Genomic DNA, 13,924 nt, shown 5'->3' with positions numbered 1-13,924 from the left:
CCTCTACAGCGCCCCTGCGCTACCTTCCGAAAGGCCATATTTGGCAGCCTATGCCGTTTGGATGCTCTGCAACATTCGACGCACTTGGTTGCGTTTTGGGTGTCAGAAGAATGCTTTAAGACGGATACGATTCTGCACTCATTTATACAAAATGAATACAAATTACTGACACGAAACGTCAGTCATAGCGCGAAACGCGCACTAAGGCAGCTATTCGGCGCGAAGTGGGCGCGATCAGGCGGTTGCTTCGTCCAGCGTTCCGTCGCCGAGAAGGTGGGCGGTGTCGGCCCATCCCACCAGTGTGAATCCCTGCGGCGTCCAGAGCAACCGGTTAATCGCCGCGTTGCCCAGGTCCCAGGTGCGAGGCGCCTGCAGTTCCTGCCGCGTGGCCGCACGGTAGAGCACGTCCATGACACCCCCATGAGCCACCATGACCACGAGTTCGCCCGGATGCCGCGCCGCAAGGCGGGCCGCAGTGCCCGTCACGCGTTCACGGAAAGTAAGCAGGGACTCCCCGCCTTCGGGCATGAATTCGGGGTCGCGCGTGCGCCAGAGCCGCGCCTGCTCGGGCAATTCGGCGTCGATCTCGGCGAAGGTGCGGCCTTCGAACAGGCCGAAGGCCCGTTCGCGCAGTCCCGGTTCGGCTTCGACCTCGATGCCGTGCGTCTGGGCGATCTGCTGGGCGGTCTGCCACGCCCGGGCGAGGTCGCTGGCGTAGATGGCTGCGATGGACTCCTCCTCCAGCGCCTGCGCGACGCGCCGGGCCTGCCAGAGCCCGGTGTCGTTGAGCGCGATGTCGAGCTGGCCCTGGAGGCGGCTGTCGGCGTTCCAGGCGGTTTCGCCGTGACGGACGGCGATGAGTCGGGTGGGCTCCATTCGAAGGCATTCTAGGGTGAACCCCTAGCCCTCAATTCCTGGCCGTCGGGATCTCGATGTTGACGCGCCGTTCGCCCTCCGGCGGATTCGGAAAACCCTGGAGGGCAGCCTGGAACATCACGGGCAGGACGGCGTCGGTCGCGGTGTAGGGCCCGTCGTTGCGCGCGTGGGTTTCGTAGACGACGCGGTTGGAAGGCAGCTCGCGCAGCACGATGCTGACTTCGCGTGCGTACCAGGGCGACGGGGGTGGGAAGGCGGGGCCCCACCATCCGCCACCGCCATACCAGCCGCGGCCGTACCAGCCGGGGCCATAGCCCCAGGCGCCGAATCGCGGGCCCGGTCCCCATCCCGGACCCCAGCCGGGGCCCCACCCCGGCCCGCCGTAGAACCATGGGTCGGCCCAGGGCGACAGCTCCGTGTTCACGCGGGCGCCGATCAACGCGCTGAAACGGGGTTCGGCATCGTCCCGGCGCAGGCCCGCGCCTTCGAGCGCCGGGGCCGCCATCGCCTCCAGTCGCTGCTGCGCGGCCTCGTCGTATTGCTGCGAAGGCAGGCGTTCGAAGCGGAAGGTCGACCCGGCCGGCACTGTCTCGATCTTCGAGAAGCTCCGGACATCGCTGTCCACCACCCAGCGGGTCGCGCAGCCGCCCAGGCTGGCGATCAGCACGAGGGCGGCGAGCAGGCGTTTCATGGTGTCAGAGTTGCACGATCCGGAGCGGGGATGGGGTGGTCGGGAACTCGGGCGCGTCGAAGGCCTTGTCCCCGTCGGCATCCGCGACGCCCGTCGCCTTCAGACCCTTGAAGTCGAACGACGTTCCGTCGAGCAGGTGCGAGGGCACGACGTTCTGCAGTGCGTTGAACATGTTCTCGATGCGGCCCGGGAACTTGCGGTCCCATTCGCGGAGCATCTCGGCGACCTGCTTGCGCTGCAGGTTCTCCTGGCTACCGCACAGCGTGCACGGGATGATCGGGAACTCACGGTGCTGCGCCCAGCGGATCAGGTCCTTCTCGGCCACGTAGGCGAGCGGACGGATCACGATGTGCCTGCCGTCGTCGCTCACCAGCTTGGGCGGCATCGACTTGAGCTTGGCCGCGAAGAACATGTTCAGGAAGAAGGTCTGCAGCATGTCGTCGCGGTGATGGCCCAGCGCGACCTTGGTGGCGCCGAGTTCGTCCGCCACGCGGTACAGGATGCCGCGCCGTAGCCGGCTGCACAGGCCGCAGGTGGTCTTGCCTTCGGGAATGACGCGCTTGACGATCAAATAGGTGTCCTGCTCCTCGATGTGGAAGGGCACGCCCAGGGCCGTCAGGTAGCCCGGCAGCACGTCCTCCGGAAAGCCCGGCTGCTTCTGGTCCAGATTGACCGCGACGATGTCGAAGTGGATCGGCGCGCGGGCACGGAGCTTGAGCAGGATGTCGAGCAGCGCATAGCTGTCCTTCCCGCCCGAAACGACACCATGACCTTGTCGCCTTCCTCGATCATGTTGTAGTCGACGATTGCGCGGCCGACTTCGCGGCACAGCCGCTTCTCGAGCTTGTGCGTCTCGCGTTCGATCTTCAGTTGATTCGTGGACGAGGGCGTCTCGTCGATCCATACGGCACTCATTCACTTGCTCCTGAAAACTTCGACCCCGACTGCGTCGCAGTCGGGGTACACGTCGGGTTTGGCAGTCGACACGCGCGCGGCCTGCACCTTGGGATGCGTCAGCACCTGCGTCAGGATGTCGTCGCACAGCGTTTCCTGCAAGTGGATGTGGCCCTTGTTCAGGCGCGTGGCGACGGTGCGGCGGATGAAGTCGTAGTCCACGACTTCGTCGAGCTCGTCCGACTTCGGCGTCGAGACGTCAAGTGGCACGTAGAGGTCGACATTGATGATCACGCGCTGCTCGGCGCGCTTCTCGAATTCGTGCACGCCGATGTTGATCCAGACCTCGTAGTCGCGCAGGAAGACGCGCCGGCAGTTGGCGAGCAGGGGATCGATAGTGTTCATGATTTCATTCCAGGGTGCGCCCCCTCGAGGGGGTGTCCGAGCCACTCGAAGTGGGCGAGGCTGGGGGTGGATGCAACAGGTCTTCGACGACGAACATGATGTCGCGGGGCAGCGGCACCAGGTGCTGGCCGTTGTCGACGCAAAGGGTGGTGCCGGTCACGCTGGGCGTGCCGGCGAGGAAGACGCAGGTCCTGGCGACGTCGGCCGGGTCGATCGGGCGGCGCATCAGGTTCGCGCGCGAGGCCTTCTCGAAATTGTCCTGGGCCTGTGGCCCGCTCGGGAAGAGGATGCCCGGCGCCACGCCGCAGATGCGCACCGCCGGGGCCAGCGACTGCGCCTGCAGGGCGACGGCGCGCTCCAGTGCGAGCTTGGACACGGTGTAGGAGAAATAGTCCGGGTTCAGGTTGTAGACCTTCTGGTCGAGCACGTGGATGGCCGACCGATCGATGCCGTCGCCCGCGGCAGCCGTTCGGGCGAGCAGCCGCGCGAAGGAAAGCGGCGCGATCAGGTTCACGCCGATCTGGCGCATCGCCGCGTCGGGCTCGAAATCCATCCCGGTGTCGGGTTCGAAGGCGGACGCGTTGTTGACGATGCAGGCCAGCGGGCCCGCCGCCGAAATCCGGTCGACCAGTGCATGCCGCTGCTCCTCGGCCCCGATGTCGGCCTCGACCGCCGTGGCCTCATGCCCCTCGTCGCGCAGCCGCGCGCACAATGCCAGCGCCTGCACCTGCGAATCGCGGTACTGGCACCACACCCGCCAGCCCGCGCGCGCGAAGGCCTCGCAGACAGCGGCGCCGAGCCGCTGGCCGCCGCCAGTCACGAGCACGCCGTGGCGTGGGGTTGATTCAGACATCCTGATAGATTTCCCGTAAATGAACCTGGAGCAAGGCGCCGAGCGCGCCACCCCCCTGACCCGGATTATCGATGCCGCGTTGCAGCGCGCCGGTGGCTGGCTGCCTTTCGACCGCTTCATGGCCATGGCGCTCTACGCACCTGGACTGGGCTACTACGCCAACACCAGCCGCAAGTTCGGGCAGATGCCGTCCTCCGGGAGCGACTTCGTGACCGCGCCCCAGCTCACGCCTATCTTCGGCCGCACGCTCGCGATCCAAGTGGCGGAGGCGCTGGAAAAGACCGGGACCGACGAGGTCTGGGAATTCGGCGCCGGATCCGGCGCGCTCGCCCTCCAGTTGCTCGACGTACTGGGCGACCGGGTGGCGCGCTATCGCATCGTCGACCTTTCCGGCACGCTGCGCGAGCGCCAGCAGCAGACGCTGACCAGGCACGCCGGCAAGGTCGAATGGCTGGCCGAACTGCCCGAGACCATGCGCGGCGTGGTGATCGGCAACGAGGTGCTCGACGCGATGCCGGTGCAACTGCTGGTGCGGAACCGGGGGCAATGGTTCGAGCGCGGCGTGGTCCGGCAGGGCGACGGCTTCGGCTGGGAGGACCGCCCCACCGAACTGCGCCCACCCTTGGAGGTGCAAGGCGCACACGACTACCTGACCGAGATCCACCCCCAGGCCGAGGCCTTCATTGCCACCCTGTCCGACCGCCTGAAGCAGGGTGCCGCCTTCTTCATCGACTACGGGTTCCCGGAGGCCGAGTACTACCACCCGCAGCGCCATATGGGCACGGTGATGTGCCATCGCGGCCATCAGGCCGACCCCGATCCGCTCTCGGACGTGGGCGCGAAGGACATTACGGCGCACGTGAACTTCACCGGCGTGGCCCTGGCCGGCCAGAACGCCGGCCTCGAAGTGCTGGGCTACTGCAGCCAGGCGAGGTTCCTGCTCAACGCCGGCATCCTGTCGATGATGGAACAGGCCACGTTGTCCGAACGCACGCTGGCGGCGCGGCTGATCCACGAGCACGAGATGGGCGAACTGTTCAAGGTGATCGGCTTCGCGGCGGGCCCGCACTGGGATGCGATCGGCTTTGCGGAAGGCGACCGCACGCACACCTTGTAAGCGTGCACAGCGGGCATAAGCTAGCAACAAACATTTCCTTTGAGATCGACCGGGCGACTCCTAGAGTGGCTGGTTTGCCGCCCGCGTCCCGCAGGCATTCGGATGCGCGGTACCACGATGGATTGATTGGATGACAGAAGTTCTCTCGCCCGAAGCCGGCACGCGCAACGCGCCGCCACAGCATTTCGAAGTTCGTCCGTTCGACGCGCCCGTCGGCGCCGAGATCGTCGGCCTCGACATCTCGAAGCCGATCAACGATGCCGATTTCGCGCGCATCCACCGTGCGCATCTCGACCATCACGTGATCGTCTTCCGCGACCAGCAGGTCACGCCGGCGGACCACATCGCCTTCAGCCGCCGCTTCGGCCCGCTCGAAATCCACGTGCTCCACCAGTTCCACCTCCAGGGGCATCCCGAGATCCTGATCGTGTCGAACATCAAGGAGAACGGCGAACCCATCGGCCTGGGTGATGCAGGCGTGTACTGGCATTCCGACATCTCGTACAAGCCCCGGCCCAGCCTCGGCTCGCTGCTGCATGCGCAGGAACTGCCCAGCAAAGGCGGTGACACGCTCTTCGCCGACCAGCATCTCGCCTGGGAGGCGCTGAGTCCCGACTTGCAGAAGCGCATCCTTCCGCTGAAGGCCGAACACAGCTATCTCGCGAAGTACGAAGAACTGCGGGCGAAGAATCCGTGGCGGCCCAAGCTTTCGCAGGCGCAGATCGACCAGGTGGCGCCTGCCGTCCAGCCCGTCGTCCGCACGCATCCGGAAACCGGCCGCAAGGCGCTCTTCGTCAGCGAGCACTTCACGACGCGCATCGTCGGCCTTCCGCAGGACGAAAGCGATGCGCTGCTGGCCGAACTGTTCGCGCACAGCGTGAAGCCCGAGTTCGTCTACCGCCACCACTGGGCGCCGCACGACCTCGTGTTCTGGGACAACCGCTCGCTGATGCACCTGGCGGCCGGCACGCCCGACGAGCTGCGCCGCAAGCTCTATCGCACCACCATCGAGGGCGACACGCCTTTCTGAGTTTCCCGCGGGAAGGGCGCGGGTGGCTGGGGTCTAATCGCCCCTCATGAGCCCGAATTTTTCCCCTGACGACGACCTGCGCATCGCCCATGCGCTGGCCGATGCAGCCTCGGCGCATTCGCTGCGCCTCTTCCGCACGCCGCTCGACATCATCGCCAAGGCCGACGAAAGCCCGGTCACGCAGGCCGACCGGGCCGCGGAGGCCGCGATGCGCGACATCCTCGGTGTCGAGCGCGCATCCGACGGCATCTATGGCGAGGAGCATGGCCAGGTTCGCGTCGACGCCGAGCGCGTCTGGGTGCTGGACCCCATCGACGGCACCCGCAGCTTCATCACCGGCTCGCCGCTGTGGGGGACGCTGATCGCCCTGGTGCGCGGCGGGCGTGTCGAACTGGGAATGGTCGACATGCCGGTGCTCGGCGAACGCTGGATCGGGCAGGCCGGCGTCGGCGCACAGCGCAACGGCCACCCGGTGCGTGTGCGGGATTGCAGGACGATCGCCGAGGCCCGCATCGTCACGACCTCGCCGGACATCTTCAATGCGGCCGACTGGCAGGCCTTCGACCGGCTCAGCCGCCAATGCGCAATGCGCCGCTTCGGTGGCGACTGCTACGGCTATGCCCAACTGGCGGGCGGCACCATCGACCTGGTGGTCGAGACCGGCCTGCAGCCCTACGACTACCTCGGCCCGACCGGACTCATCGAAGCGGCGGGCGGCGTCGTCACCGACTGGGAGGGGCGTCCGCTCAACCTCCAGTCCGACGGGCGCGTGGTCGCGGCCGCAACCCCCGAACTTCACCGACAGGCGCTCGCCCTGTTGGCGGCCTAAACTGCACCCATGATTCGCTGGCTGATCGTCGTCGTCCTGGCACTGGTGCTGATGAGCGGGCTCACGGCCTGGCTGCGCCGCTTCGGCTTCGGGCGGCTGCCTGGCGATTTCGAGTTCCGTGCCTTCGGGCGCGAATGGCAGCTGCCGATTGCGAGCACCGTCGTGCTCAGCATGATCGCGGCATTGATTGCACGATGGATCTGAACCGATGAGAGCCTGCGTCGACCTCGGCGGCACCAAGGTGGCCGTCAGCCTTTCCGCGGACAGCGCGTCGCCCTTGATCGGCCGACGCAGCGAGCCGACCGCGAAGACGGGCGACAACGATGCGGTCGCGGTGCAGATCCTGCGGCTCATCGACGAGATCTGTGTCGAGCAGGGCGTCGAACGCGCCTCGATCGACCGCGTCGGCGTCTCGTCCGCCGGCCCTTTCGAACTCCGAGACGGCTTGGTCGAACTCGCGACGCCCAACATCTGCGGCGGCATCGCGGGGCCGGCACGCGGGTTGCCCAACGACTGGATGACCGCGCTGCTGGAGGCGCCGCTCACACGCCATTTCGCCCACGTCCGTGTCGAGAACGACGCCGTCGCCGCGCTCGAGGCCGAACGACGCTGGGGCGCGCTCCAGGGCGCGGACCACTGCGCCTACGTCACCTGGAGCACCGGCGTCGGCGTCGGCCTGTGCGTCGAAGGCCGGGTGCTGCGCGGCAAGAACGGGAACGCTGGACACGCCGGGCACAGCTTCGTGGTGGACGACGACACCAACGCCCTGTGCGGCTGCGGCAACGTCGGCGACGTCGAAGGGCTGGCCGCGGGCAATGCGATCGCGCGACGCTTCGGGCAGCCCGCGGCCAACCTGTTCGCCGCGGCGGCGCGTGGCGAGCCGCAGGCGCTCGCGAAGACCGACGCCCTGTGCCGCGTGATGGGCCGCATGCTCTACAACCTGATCGCCACGCTCGATCTCGAACGCATCAGCCTCGGCGGCAGCGTCTTCTGGAACAACCGCGATTTCCTGCTGCCCCGGCTCCAGGCGCAGATCGACGGCAAGCTCATGGCATTGACGCGCGGCGCGGTGCTGGTCGCCGCCGGCCTGGGTGACAGGGTCGGCGACTACGGCGCGCTGGCGCTGCTCGACTGACCCAACGCGCGACTCAGGCCGCCCTGCGCGCAGGCGCGGCCTGCGCGGCGGCGCATTCACCGACGATGGCGCCCAGCCGCCTCAGTCCCGCATCGATCGCGTCGTCGTAGGGCCAGCCGCAGTTGATGCGCAGGTAGTGATCGAAGCGCGAGGAGTTGGAGAACAGCGTCCCCGGCGCGATAAGGATGCGCTCGCGCAAGGCCGCTTCGAACACCGTCGCCGACGAGAGGCGCTCGGGCAGTTCCACCCACAACTGCAAGCCACCCGGCGGCAGGTTCAGCCGCGTTCCGGCCGGGAAGTGCGCGGCGATGGCATCGGCCGTCCGCTCGCGTTGAACCTGCAGCCGTTCGCGCAGACGCCGCAGATGCCGGTCGTAGGCGCCGGTGCCCATGAATTCGCCCGCCGCGTATTGCGCAAGCTCCTCGTTGCTGCGTGACTGCGTGTACTTGAGCATCTCGACCCGCCCGTGCCAGCGGCCGGCCGTGATCCAGCCCAGCCGCAGCCCCGGCGCCAGCACCTTGTGCAGCGAGGCGCAGTGGATCACGTTGCCCGAGCGGTCCCACGACTTGATCGCGCGCGGCGGTGACTCGCTATCGAGCAGTTCGGTGTAGGTGTCGTCCTCGATCAGCGCAATGGCATGGCGCTCACACAGCTCGACCAGCCGTTGCTTGTGGCTGTCCGGCATGACGCTGCCCAGCGGGTTCTGCAGATGCGGCACGACGACCACCGCCTTGATGTGCCCGTAGGCCTCGATCGCCATTTCCAGCGCTTCCACCGACAGGCCGGTCTGCGGGCTGGTCGGGATCTCCAGCGCGCGCATGCCGAGGCTTTCGAGCACCTGCAGCAGGCCGTAGAAGGTCGGCGATTCGACCGCGACCGTGTCGCCCGGCTGTGCCACGGCGCGCAGCGCGAGGTTCAGTGCCTCGATGCAGCCGTTGGTGACCAGCACGTCTTCCGGTGCGAGCGTCATGCCCGCGCGCAGGCCTCGCCGCGCGGCGGCCTCGCGCAGGGGGGTGCGGGCGCGAGATGGCGCAGCCGTCGTCAGCAACTCGGGCCGGTGGCGCAACATGCGCATCATGATGGCCCGCAGCGCTTCAGCTGGATAAAGCGCCGGCGCGCCGCGTGCCCACGAGAAGTCGACCTGCACCTCGCCTTGCCGCCGGCGCGCCACGAAGTCCGACACCTTGGAATGGATGCCGACGTACTGCGCGGGATCGGGCGCGACGTCGGCGGCCGGCTCGTCCATGGGCGCGATCGAAAGGCGCCGCGGGCGCCGCACGAAGTAGCCCGAGCGGTCACGGGCCTCGACCCAGCCTTCGCTTTCCAGCGCACGGCAGAGCTGCAGCGCGGTCGACAGGCTGATGCCGTGTTGGCGCATCAGGCTGCGCAGCGAGGGCAGCTTGTCGCCCGGCTCGAGCGAACCCGCCCGGATCGCGTCCAGGTAGTGCGTGGCGAGTTGCCGGTAGAGCGGTGGCGATTCCATGCGATCGATGCTCCTTCAGCCAGGGTAGCGGGAACAGATGCAGATTGGAGGGAAAGGGACCATAACAGATGGCGCATGTCGACGACTGTTCCGCCTGCGAATGCCGATGGCTGTGCCTGTTTTTCAGGCGTCACCTTCCCTACGATGAAGCCATCGCAATCTTCCCTCAAAGGTGTTCCAGATGACGACCGACCTCTACGAAACCACCCGCCTGTCCCCCGGCCAGACGCTCCGCATGGCCGTCGACAAGGGCTTCACCCTGTTCGTCGAGCAGGGCGCACTGAACATCGTTTCTCCGCCTTCGTGGTTCGGGGATACGGTGTTCACCGCGAAGTCCATGGTCATGGAGGGCGAAGCCTATGTCGCCGAGGACGGTGGATGGATCGAAGTAGCTGCGCTGTCGCCCGCCAAGGTGATCGGCTTGCCGAAGCCTGCCGCGGCGGCGCCTGCCGGGCCCTCGCTCGTCGCGCGGCTCGTGCAGTTGCTCGTTGCCCGCACGGCCTGACGCCGGTAGAAGCTGCGTGCCTAGCGAACGCTCTCCGCGGCGCGCAGCGCATTCAGGAAGCCTTCGCGCCACCAGTGCACGTCCTGCTCGCGGATGCGCGCCAGCAGCTTCTGGTGGCGCTCCCGGCGCTCGTCCAAAGGCATCATCAATGCCTGTTGCACGGTTTCGGCGGTGCCGTGCGTGTCGTAGGGATTCACCAGCAGCGCTTCTCGGAGCTGCTCGGCCGCGCCCGCGAAGCGCGACAGCACCAGCACGCCCGGGTCCGCAGGGTCCTGCGCCGCGATGTATTCCTTGGCCACCAGGTTCATGCCGTCGCGCAGCGGCGTGACGAGGCCGACGGCCGCCGCGCGGCACAGGCCCGGCACGCGTTTGCGCGCCACCATGCGGTGGATGTAGCGCACCGGCATCCAGTCGAGTTCGCCATAGTCGCCGTTGATGGCGCCGCACAGGGCCTCGAGCTCGCGCCGGATGTCCGCATAGGCGTCGACCGTCTCGCGCGTGGGCGATGCGATCTGGATCAGCGTCGCGCTGCGGCGGTTCTCCGGGTAGTTGGCCAGCAGCTCGCGGAACGAGCGCACGCGCTGCGGGATGCCCTTCGAATAGTCGAGCCGGTCGATGCCCAGCAGCAGGCGGCGGCTCGAGTACTCGCGCTTCATCGTCTCGTACATGTCGAGCGATTCCTTCGCATGCGTGAGCGCGGCGAACTCGTCGACGTCGATGCCGATCGGGAAGGCGTTGCAGCGCACGGTCTGGCCGTAGGCGCGGAACAGGTGGTCGCCGAGGATCTCGCCGTGCGCTTCGTTGCGCACGTAGTGCTCGAAGTGCTGCACGTCCTGCTGGGCCTGGAAGCCGATCAGGTCGTAGGCGAACAGCGAGCGCATCAGCCACTCGTGCTGCGGGATGGCCGCAATGATGATCTGCGGCGGCAGCGGGATGTGCAGGAAGAAGCCGATGCGCTGGCGGCACCCCATCGCGCGCAGCTCGGCAGCCAGCGGGATCAGGTGGTAGTCGTGCACCCAGATGATGTCGTCCTTCTCCAGCAGCGGCATCAGCTTGCGGGCGAAGAGCTGGTTCACGCGCCGGTAGCCGCCGATGAAGCCGGCATCGAAGTGCGCGAGGTCAAGGCGGTTGTGGAACACCGGCCACAGCACGTCGTTGCTGTAGCCGGAGTAGTAGCTGTCGTGGTCCTCGCGGCTCAGGTCGATGGTGGCGAGCGTGACCTTGCCGGCCTGCTGCTTGTGCATCTCGCCTTCGCCCGTGGGCCCGTCCTCGACGATCGACCCGCTCCAGCCGAACCACAGGCCGCCGCTCTGCTGGAGGCTCTCGCCGAGTGCAACCGCCAATCCGCCAGCCGCGGGCTTGCGGGGGTCTGCCACGCGGTTCGAAACCACCACCAGGCGGCTCATATGCAGGAATCCCAAGGGACCGACAAGCGGACCGCGGCGTTGATGATCCCGACCATCGAATACGTCTGGGGGAAGTTGCCCCACATCTCGCCGGTGATCGGATGCGTGTCCTCGGACAGCAGCCCGAGCGGGTTGCGCGCCGCCAGCATGGTCTCGAAGATCGCGCGCGCCTCGGCCTTGCGCCCGATCTTGGCGAGCGCATCGATGCGCCAGAAGGTGCAGATGTTGAAGGCCGTCTCGGGCTTGCCGAAGTCGTCGGCAGCTTCGTAGCGGCGCATGTATGGCCCGTCGCAGAGCGACTTTTCCATCGCCTCGACGGTGGAGACGAAGCGTGGGTCGCGTGCGTCGATCAGGCCGACCTCGGCCATGAGCAGGATGCTCGCGTCCAGCTCGTGGCCGCCGAAGCTTTCGGCGAAGGCCTGGCGCTCCTCGCACCATGATTTGGCGAGGATCTCTTCCCGCATGCGCGTCGAATGCGCCTGCCAGTAGGCCTCGCGCTCCGTGAGTCCGAGCGTGCGTGCGATCTTGGCGAGGCGATCGCAGGCGGCCCAGCTCATCAGCGCGGAGCTGGTGTGCACTCGGGCGCGCGTGCGCAGTTCCCACATGCCTGCGTCCGGCGTGCCGTAGACGCGGATCGCCTGCTCGCCGACGGCTTCGAGGTACGGAAACTCCGCCTCGCCGCCCCGGCTCAGCAGCCGATGGTCGTGAAAGGCCTGCGCCGCGCCGAGCACGATGTTGCCGTAGACGTCATGCTGGAAGTGCTCCTGCGCCTGGTTGCCCACGCGCACCGGCCCCATGCCGCGATAGCCGCTGAGCCCTTCGACGAAGGATTCCGGCAACTCGCCCTCCAGGCCGATGCCGTAGAGCGGCTGGATGTGCTCCCCCCGCGAGCCGATCACCACGTTGGACAGCCAGCGAAGGTAGTCCTCCATCGTGCCCACTTCGGAGAGGCTGTTGAGCGCCCGCACCACGAAGAACGCGTCGCGCAGCCAGCAGTAGCGGTAGTCCCAGTTGCGCTCGCTGCCCGGGGCCTCGGGGATGCTGGTGGTCATCGCGGCGACGATCGCGCCGGTGTCCTCGTAGAGCGAGAGCTTGAGCGTGATGGCCGCGCGGATCACGGCCTCCTGGTACTCGAAGGGAATCGCGAGCCGCTTGCTCCAGGTGCGCCAGTAGGCGATGGTCTCCTGCTCGAAATGGCGGGCCGTGTCGGCGATGCCATCGGTCAGGGTCTCGTCCGCGCCCAGCACGAAGTTGTATTCGCGCGAGAGCACGAAGGCCTGGCGCGACAGAATGTGCGAGACCGATGCGTCGGTGTTCAGCCGCAGCGTGAAGTCCGGCCCCACGTAGCGGATGTGGTTGCTGCCCCGCGTGATGGTCGGCGCCATGGCGCCCCACTGGAAGCGCGGCGCGAGCGTGACGCGGATGCGCGGCGTCCCCTGAATCGGCTTCACGCGACGCACCATCGTGAGCGGCCGGAAGTAGCGCGAGCGGCTGTGGAAGCGCGGCGCGAAGTCCGTGATCTCGATGCCCTGGCCCGCCGAATCGAAGAGCTGGGTACGCAGGACGGCGGTGTTCGGCTCGTACCACTGTTTTGACGATGCGAAATCCTCGAGCTCGATGGCCCATGCGCTCGCATCCTCGCCGGTGTGCAGCAGCGCGTTGAAGACCGGGTCGCCGTCGAAGCGCGGCAGGCAGCTCCAGACGACGCGGCCGCGCGCGTCGATCAACGCGCTGTAGGCGCAGTTGCCGATCACGCCCACATCGAGCGAGGGCTCGGCCGGCGGCCCGAAGCCGGTGCGCGCGGACGGTTCGGTGATGGCCTCGGGATGGGCGGGCGCCTTGTCGCCCGCGCTCGCGGCGCCCGCGATGGACTGGCCGGCGCGGTCTTCGGGCGCGTCGACCTCTTTCTGGATGATGCTCATGCAGGTTTCCTCGGGGTTGGGGGCGGCGGCGATGCAAGCAGGTCTCGCGCGGCCACCAGCCATTCGAACACGGCCCTCGGCGAATCGAGCCGGTGCAGCGCCAGGCTGGGCCCGGAGCCGACCTTGATCGCCACGCCGCCGCGCGGCTGCACGATGGCGAAGCCGCTTTCGTCGGTGGTGTCGTCGCCCGCGAAAACGGGCACGCGGCCCGCGAACGGCGCCTCGCGCATGAAGGCGTCGATCGCGACGCCCTTGTTGATGCCCGCGGGCTTGACCTCGAACACGAACTTGCCATGCAGCAGCTCGAATTGCGGCTGGCCGTCGATCACGCGCGCCATCGCGTCGCGGCACACGGCCTCCAACTGCGGCGCAAGCCGGTAGTGCAGGGCGATGGCCGCGTGCTTGCGCTCGACCAGCAGGCCTTCATGAACCCGGGCGAGTTCGTTGGCGGCGTTGAGCACCATCGTGAGATCGTGCGCGCGCTGCTCCTGCATGGCACCTTGCGCGTCGCGGCGCTGCACGCCGTGCTCGCCGGCGGCCGGCAGGCGCAGCGGTGCGAGGAAGCGGTCGAGCACGTCGATCTGTCGGCCGGACACGACCGCGAGCGCGCCGCCCAGCAGGTCATGCAGGTCGCCGAGGAGCGGCACCATGGCCGCGGGAACGTGGACAGCCTCGGGCGTCTCGGCGATGGCCACGAGCGTGCCGTCGAAGTCGAGGAACAGGGCCGCGTCGGGCGTGAGTCGGGGGGGCGTCTGCAGCATGGAGGGAAAACCATAGC

14 protein-coding genes and 1 pseudogene are annotated in these 13,924 nt (G+C 67.7%); 6 read left to right on the top strand and 9 right to left on the bottom strand.

All coding sequences use genetic code 11. The annotated features are described in order from the left end of the window. Window positions 1–234: 234 nt before the first annotated feature. The 5 genes and pseudogenes from ACSFBL_RS24580 to ACSFBL_RS24560 form a co-directional block, all read right to left on the bottom strand. Window positions 235–876 carry a histidine phosphatase family protein gene (locus ACSFBL_RS24580; protein WP_435518429.1) on the bottom strand — a complete coding sequence of 214 codons (642 nt, stop codon included), beginning with the start codon at window positions 874–876 and terminating at the stop codon, window positions 235–237. Between the two features lie 31 nt (window positions 877–907). Continuing rightward, on the bottom strand, window positions 908–1,567 hold the full coding sequence (locus ACSFBL_RS24575; protein ID WP_435518428.1) for a DUF4136 domain-containing protein: 660 nt from the start codon (window positions 1,565–1,567) through the stop codon (window positions 908–910). Between the two features lie 4 nt (window positions 1,568–1,571). Continuing rightward, window positions 1,572–2,482 (bottom strand): annotated as a pseudogene (gene ttcA / locus ACSFBL_RS24570) (tRNA 2-thiocytidine(32) synthetase TtcA). Further along, the gene (locus ACSFBL_RS24565) at window positions 2,483–2,866 is read right to left on the bottom strand and encodes a dihydroneopterin aldolase (protein ID WP_435518427.1); all 384 of its coding nucleotides are present in this window, start codon (window positions 2,864–2,866) and stop codon (window positions 2,483–2,485) included. A 4-nt stretch (window positions 2,867–2,870) separates the two neighbouring features. Further along, the gene (locus ACSFBL_RS24560; RefSeq protein ID WP_435518426.1) at window positions 2,871–3,719 is read right to left on the bottom strand and encodes an SDR family oxidoreductase; all 849 of its coding nucleotides are present in this window, start codon (window positions 3,717–3,719) and stop codon (window positions 2,871–2,873) included. A gap of 19 nt (window positions 3,720–3,738) precedes the next feature. On the opposite strand from ACSFBL_RS24560, the gene ACSFBL_RS24555 reads away from it, so the two are divergent. The 5 genes from ACSFBL_RS24555 to ACSFBL_RS24535 all read left to right on the top strand — a co-directional run bounded on the left by ACSFBL_RS24555 (window position 3,739) and on the right by ACSFBL_RS24535 (window position 7,830). Next, window positions 3,739–4,836 (top strand): class I SAM-dependent methyltransferase, encoded by a 1,098-nt coding sequence (locus ACSFBL_RS24555; protein ID WP_435518425.1) that lies wholly within the window; start codon window positions 3,739–3,741, stop codon window positions 4,834–4,836. 130 nt (window positions 4,837–4,966) lie between these two features. Then, window positions 4,967–5,866 (top strand): TauD/TfdA dioxygenase family protein, encoded by a 900-nt coding sequence (locus ACSFBL_RS24550; RefSeq protein ID WP_435518424.1) that lies wholly within the window; start codon window positions 4,967–4,969, stop codon window positions 5,864–5,866. 46 nt (window positions 5,867–5,912) lie between these two features. Continuing rightward, entirely contained in the window at window positions 5,913–6,695 is a 783-nt protein-coding gene (gene hisN / locus ACSFBL_RS24545) for a histidinol-phosphatase (protein WP_435518423.1), read from the top strand. Between the two features lie 9 nt (window positions 6,696–6,704). Then, window positions 6,705–6,899: a DUF2905 domain-containing protein gene (locus tag ACSFBL_RS24540; RefSeq protein WP_028251900.1), complete on the top strand. Its 195-nt coding sequence runs from the start codon at window positions 6,705–6,707 to the stop codon at window positions 6,897–6,899. Window positions 6,900–6,903: 4 nt separating this feature from the next. Beyond that, a complete protein-coding gene (locus ACSFBL_RS24535; protein WP_435518422.1) occupies window positions 6,904–7,830 on the top strand; it encodes an ROK family protein in 927 nt (308 codons plus the stop codon). Between the two features lie 13 nt (window positions 7,831–7,843). Here the strand turns inward: ACSFBL_RS24535 and ACSFBL_RS24530 are convergent, their stop codons facing one another. Continuing rightward, window positions 7,844–9,313, bottom strand: a complete 1,470-nt coding sequence (locus ACSFBL_RS24530; RefSeq protein ID WP_435518421.1) for an aminotransferase-like domain-containing protein — start codon at window positions 9,311–9,313, stop codon at window positions 7,844–7,846. 181 nt (window positions 9,314–9,494) lie between these two features. Here ACSFBL_RS24530 and ACSFBL_RS24525 point away from each other — a divergent pair, with 181 nt between their 5' ends. Next, the gene (locus ACSFBL_RS24525; protein ID WP_435518420.1) at window positions 9,495–9,818 is read left to right on the top strand and encodes a hypothetical protein; all 324 of its coding nucleotides are present in this window, start codon (window positions 9,495–9,497) and stop codon (window positions 9,816–9,818) included. 20 nt (window positions 9,819–9,838) lie between these two features. Here the strand turns inward: ACSFBL_RS24525 and otsA are convergent, their stop codons facing one another. The 3 genes from otsA to otsB are packed head-to-tail and all read right to left on the bottom strand — an operon-like array spanning window position 9,839 to window position 13,907. Next, window positions 9,839–11,224, bottom strand: coding sequence for an alpha,alpha-trehalose-phosphate synthase (UDP-forming) (gene otsA / locus ACSFBL_RS24520; RefSeq protein WP_435518419.1), 1,386 nt, complete (start codon window positions 11,222–11,224; stop codon window positions 9,839–9,841). Then, window positions 11,221–13,146, bottom strand: coding sequence for a glycoside hydrolase family 15 protein (locus tag ACSFBL_RS24515; protein WP_435518418.1), 1,926 nt, complete (start codon window positions 13,144–13,146; stop codon window positions 11,221–11,223). Before ACSFBL_RS24515 ends, otsA begins: the two co-directional genes overlap by 4 nt. Continuing rightward, window positions 13,143–13,907 (bottom strand): trehalose-phosphatase, encoded by a 765-nt coding sequence (gene otsB, locus ACSFBL_RS24510; protein WP_435518417.1) that lies wholly within the window; start codon window positions 13,905–13,907, stop codon window positions 13,143–13,145. The genes ACSFBL_RS24515 and otsB overlap by 4 nt, the downstream gene beginning before the upstream one ends. Window positions 13,908–13,924: the final 17 nt, after the last annotated feature.

It is taken from the genome of Variovorax glacialis, from assembly GCF_051216375.1.
Lineage (GTDB): Bacteria > Pseudomonadota > Gammaproteobacteria > Burkholderiales > Burkholderiaceae_C > Variovorax.
Note: the sequence above shows the minus strand (reverse complement) of the source record. Positions and strands in the feature narration are given on the sequence as shown.

Coding starts and splice junctions, on each gene's coding strand:
- otsB (WP_435518417.1), bottom strand. CDS start 13,907: ATGCTGCAGACGCCCCCCCGACTCACGCCCGACGCGGCCCTGTTCCTC.
- ACSFBL_RS24525 (WP_435518420.1), top strand. CDS start 9,495: ATGACGACCGACCTCTACGAAACCACCCGCCTGTCCCCCGGCCAGACG.
- ACSFBL_RS24580 (WP_435518429.1), bottom strand. CDS start 876: ATGGAGCCCACCCGACTCATCGCCGTCCGTCACGGCGAAACCGCCTGG.
- ACSFBL_RS24530 (WP_435518421.1), bottom strand. CDS start 9,313: ATGGAATCGCCACCGCTCTACCGGCAACTCGCCACGCACTACCTGGAC.
- otsA (WP_435518419.1), bottom strand. CDS start 11,224: ATGAGCCGCCTGGTGGTGGTTTCGAACCGCGTGGCAGACCCCCGCAAG.
- ACSFBL_RS24575 (WP_435518428.1), bottom strand. CDS start 1,567: ATGAAACGCCTGCTCGCCGCCCTCGTGCTGATCGCCAGCCTGGGCGGC.
- ACSFBL_RS24540 (WP_028251900.1), top strand. CDS start 6,705: ATGATTCGCTGGCTGATCGTCGTCGTCCTGGCACTGGTGCTGATGAGC.
- ACSFBL_RS24550 (WP_435518424.1), top strand. CDS start 4,967: ATGACAGAAGTTCTCTCGCCCGAAGCCGGCACGCGCAACGCGCCGCCA.
- ACSFBL_RS24515 (WP_435518418.1), bottom strand. CDS start 13,146: ATGAGCATCATCCAGAAAGAGGTCGACGCGCCCGAAGACCGCGCCGGC.
- ACSFBL_RS24560 (WP_435518426.1), bottom strand. CDS start 3,719: ATGTCTGAATCAACCCCACGCCACGGCGTGCTCGTGACTGGCGGCGGC.
- hisN (WP_435518423.1), top strand. CDS start 5,913: ATGAGCCCGAATTTTTCCCCTGACGACGACCTGCGCATCGCCCATGCG.
- ACSFBL_RS24535 (WP_435518422.1), top strand. CDS start 6,904: ATGAGAGCCTGCGTCGACCTCGGCGGCACCAAGGTGGCCGTCAGCCTT.
- ACSFBL_RS24555 (WP_435518425.1), top strand. CDS start 3,739: ATGAACCTGGAGCAAGGCGCCGAGCGCGCCACCCCCCTGACCCGGATT.
- ACSFBL_RS24565 (WP_435518427.1), bottom strand. CDS start 2,866: ATGAACACTATCGATCCCCTGCTCGCCAACTGCCGGCGCGTCTTCCTG.